Origin of the sequence: Megasphaera sp. AF13-6AC, from assembly GCF_027685385.1 — a bacterium.
Classification (GTDB): domain Bacteria; phylum Bacillota; class Negativicutes; order Veillonellales; family Megasphaeraceae; genus Megasphaera; species Megasphaera micronuciformis.
Map to the genome: position 1 here is coordinate 1 of NZ_JAQCUN010000169.1, position 2,397 is coordinate 2,397.

Annotated in this window: 2 protein-coding genes and 1 pseudogene; all 3 read left to right on the forward strand. The window is 46.6% G+C overall.

The genetic code is table 11. The annotated features are described in order from the left end of the window. Positions 1-237 (forward strand): annotated as a pseudogene (locus PGX78_RS07655) (dihydroorotate dehydrogenase); the annotation flags it as partial. 306 nt (positions 238-543) lie between these two features. Beyond that, positions 544-2,097 (forward strand): gluconokinase, encoded by a 1,554-nt coding sequence (locus tag PGX78_RS07660; protein WP_270446294.1) that lies wholly within the window; start codon positions 544-546, stop codon positions 2,095-2,097. A gap of 19 nt (positions 2,098-2,116) precedes the next feature. Beyond that, the coding region (locus tag PGX78_RS07665; RefSeq protein ID WP_270446297.1) for an NAD(P)-binding domain-containing protein at positions 2,117-2,397 on the forward strand (281 nt) is incomplete at its 3' end.

The window sequence follows — 2,397 nt, forward strand, 5'->3', positions numbered from 1 at the left end:
CGCATGGTGTGGCAGACGGCTAAAGCCGTATCTATTCCCGTTCTCGGCTTGGGCGGGATCAGTAGCTGGAAGGATGCTGTTGAATTCATGCTCGTCGGTGCCAGAATTGTTTCCGTAGGCGCTTATAACTTCGTTGATCCCCGTGCCATCGAAAAGATGGCTGTCGGCATGCAGAACTGGTGCGAAAAAGAAGGGGTCCGCAATATTCAGGATATTGTAGGCACTTTAAAGAATTGATATAAAAATGTAGGTTCATAAGGAACTAAGCATGCCAATCAATAAAAAGCAAAGAGCGTATTGCCGGGCGAAAGCTCGACAATATGCTCTTTTTGTATGTCATTTAAAAAATAAGAATTACTGAAAGAAGAGAATATAAATGAATATATTACATTTGGTCATACATAATAGGGTTAAAATGATAAAAATATATCAAAACAATATCTAAAAAATGAAAAATATATTGCATTTTAAAAGACCGAAAGACTATAATTGGTTTATGAGAAGTAGTCTTACAGTTGATTGCACGAAAGGCGGTACGAACTAATGGGTATGACCATGGATTCGCAGAATCAGGAAGTATGGATCGGTGTCGATGTCGGTACGACAGGCGTTCGGGCTATTGCTTATACGGCCGAAGGGGTCAGCGTTTCTTCTTCCGAAGCGTTTTATCCTCTTTTGACTCCCCATCCGGATTGGGCGGAAGAAAGTGCTTTGCAAATATACGAAGCCGTTGAAGAAGTGGTAAAGAAGACGGCGGCTCAGCTTCGTTATAAAAACAAGGAATTATCCGGTATTGCGTTGAGTACGGTTATGCACAGCTTTGCCGGTCTTGATGAAAATAAAGAACCGTTGATGGACATGCAGACTTGGGCGGATAGCCGCAGTGCCGGTATTGTACGGGACATGAAGAAGGACCCGGACTTATGCCGCAAGTTCTACGAACGGACCGGTTGCCCCATTCATGCCTCCTATCCGTTAGCCAAGATTATTTGGTTGAAAACGTATCAGCCCGACTTGTTCGGACAAATGAAGTATGTAGGTTCACTGAAGGACTACATTTTCTACAATTTGACGGGCGAGTGGGTTATTGATAAATCTACGGCTTCAACAAGCGGTATGTACAATGAAAGGACCTTGTCATGGGATGATGAAATTCTTGCATATGCGGGTATCTCCAAGGAATATATGCCGCCTGTCGTATCGACTACATACAGCCACGCTTTGAGTGATGTAGCGGCGGCGAAACTCGGTTTGCCGAAAGGCCTTCCCGTCGTTATCGGTGCTACGGACGGCGTTCTCGTCAACGTCGGTATCGGTGCCGTCAACCCGGGACAGTTGAGTTGCACCATCGGAACGAGCGGCGCCTTGCGCATGCTAACGAAGGAGCCGAAGACGGATCCGAAGATGCGTACATGGTGCTACAACCTTGTCGACGATGTATGGGTAGCCGGCGGGGCTATCAATAACGGCGGTATGATTTTACGTTGGGTTCGCGACAAGATTTGCCATTACGGCGGCAATACTCTTGAATCTCTCGATATCGATCCGTACGATTTGATGACCATGAAGGCTGAACACGTAGAAGCCGGCGCGGACGGGCTTATTTGTTTGCCTCACTTTACGGGTGAACGGGCTCCGTACTGGAATTCCGAATTACGCGGTATGTTCTTCGGTTTCTCGTTGAACCATAGCCGATCTCATATGATTCGTGCCGTTATGGAAGGGATTTGCTATTGCTTAAACAGCGTTATGATAGCTCTCAAAGAGTTCGGTCCTGTCGAAGATATTCGCGTCAGCGGCAGCTTTACGAAATCTCAGCTGTGGCTGCAGATTCTGTCGGATGTACTGAATGAGCCTATTACCTTGCCGGACAACAGCGAAGGGGCAGCCTTCGGGGCAGCCGTACTGGGCTTTATTTCCAGCGGTAAGTTGAAGAGTATTGCCGATACGGCGGAACTCGTTCATGCCAAGAAGGTTTATACGCCTCAGGCCGGAAACGCGGAAACATATAAAGAGCTGTACAGTATTTTTGAACAACTTTATGATAATTTATTGCCGCAGTTCACAGCGATTACGGCATACCAGAAGAAATTATAAGTCAGGGGGAGACACCTATATGGCAAAGGATATCGGCGTTGTCGGCATGGCCGTCATGGGCAGTAATTTGGCTTTAAACATGGCCGACCACGGGTTTGACGTGGCTGTATATAATTACACGCCCGATTTGACGGAAAAGTTTGTTGCCGAACGGCCGCATGAAAAAATTACGCCTTATTATGATTTGAAAGAGTTTGTACAGTCTTTGAAACGTCCGCGTAAAATCATGCTTATGATTATGGCAGGCGCACCTGTAGACAGCATGCTTGCATCTCTGGACGGGCTGTTGGAAGAAGGGGA